Source organism: Actinosynnema sp. NPDC023658 (genome assembly GCF_040639995.1).
Taxonomy (GTDB): domain Bacteria; phylum Actinomycetota; class Actinomycetes; order Mycobacteriales; family Pseudonocardiaceae; genus Actinosynnema.
Genome location: NZ_JBFAAX010001233.1, coordinates 1 through 1,489 on the forward strand (window position 1 = coordinate 1; position 1,489 = coordinate 1,489).

Annotated in this window: 2 protein-coding genes; both read left to right on the top strand. The window is 73.6% G+C overall.

Annotated features, from left to right (window positions below; genetic code table 11):
• Positions 1–142: 142 nt before the first annotated feature.
• Positions 143–814, top strand: coding sequence for a DUF6875 domain-containing protein (locus AB0G02_RS39815; protein WP_360805593.1), 672 nt, complete (start codon positions 143–145; stop codon positions 812–814).
• A partial coding sequence (locus AB0G02_RS39820) for a condensation domain-containing protein (protein ID WP_360805596.1) occupies positions 811–1,489 on the top strand: 679 nt, incomplete at its 3' end. The genes AB0G02_RS39815 and AB0G02_RS39820, both read left to right, overlap by 4 nt.

Below are 1,489 nucleotides of genomic sequence, written 5' to 3' on the forward strand. Positions count from 1 at the left end.
CCGACACCCCCTACGCGGACGCGCTGCGCCGCGTGAAGCGGCAGCAGGCCGTGCTCGGGTGGGGTGCGGCGGCCGCGCTGACCGCGGTCGTGACGGGGCTGGCCGCGGTGCGGCGCGGCCGTCGAAAGGAAGGCCGAGGCCGATGCTGACCCATCCGAGCGATCCCCGCCGCGTGCTGGTGGAGCGGAGCGACCTCGACCCGATGGCCCTGCCACCGGATCTGCGCCGGTACGAGATCCACCTCCGGGCGACCTTCGACTGGGGTCGGGCCTACCTGACCAACCCGCACCCGGACCTGGGCCGTTCGGGCAGCGTCTGCCCGTTCGTGTCGGCGTCGCTCAAGCGCGAGCGGTTCTTCCTGGCGGTGCACCCCGGCACGCCGTCCGACCCCGCCGAGGCGGTCGACACGATGCGGTTCTACCGCGACTGGTTCCTCGAGCTCGCGCCGCGGTCCCAGCCGTCGGCGCAGATCACCACGATCCTGGTGCTGTTCCCCGACGTCCCGCAGGACGCGGTGGAGCCGCTGGTGGACGACGTGCAGGCGATGCTCAAGCCGGAGTACGTGGGCCAGGGGCTGATGATCGGGGAGTTCCACAACGGCCCGCCGGCCAAGAGCGGGCTGTGGAACAGCGACTTCCGGCCGCTGCGCAGCCCCGTGCCGATGCTGGTGGTGCGGCACATGGTCCCCACCGACTACCCGTTCCTGCGCGACGACCCCGAGCAGGCGCGGATGTACCTGGAGCTGTTCGGGGACCAGGTGCCGGCGCAGTTGCGCGACCAGGTCGAGCGGGAACGGGCGGTGGGTGCGCCGTGACCGCGTTCCCGTGCTCCCCCGGCCAGGAGCGGGTGTGGTTGCTCGACCGCCTCGAACCGGGCTCCCCCGCCTACAACGTGCCCGCCGCGCTGCGGCTGACCGGACCGGTGGACGTCGAGCGGCTGCGGTCGGCGTTCGAGGTGGTGGTGCGCCGCCACGCCGCCCTGCGCACCGTGTTCCGCGAGCACGACGGCGTCCCGGTGCAGGTGGTGCGCGACGAACCGGTGTTCGGGTTCGCCTGCCGGCCGGTCGTCGCCGGTGCTGACGTCCTGGGCGAGGTGGACGCGGAGATCCGCGTGCCGTTCGACCTGGCGGAAGGGCCGCTGCTGCGCGTGCTGCTGCTGCGCGAGGCCGCGGAGTCGCACGTGCTGGTGGTGACCGTGCACCACGCCGTGTCCGACGGTTGGTCGATGTCGCTGCTGCTGGACGAGCTGGGCCTGGCCTACGGCGGCGCCGAGCTGCCCGACCTGCCCCTGCAGTACGCGGACTTCGTGGCGTGGCAGCGCGAGTACCTGGACGGCCCGGAGGGCGTCGAGCTGCTGGAGCAGGTCGTGGCCGGGCTGCGCGACGTGCCCGAGCTGATCACCCTGCCCACCGACCGGCCCCGACCGGCGGTGGCCACCGCGGCGGGCGGGCTGCACGAGTTCGACTTCCCCGCCGACCTCACGTCGGCGG

Coding starts and splice junctions, on each gene's coding strand:
- AB0G02_RS39815 (WP_360805593.1), top strand. CDS start 143: ATGCTGACCCATCCGAGCGATCCCCGCCGCGTGCTGGTGGAGCGGAGC.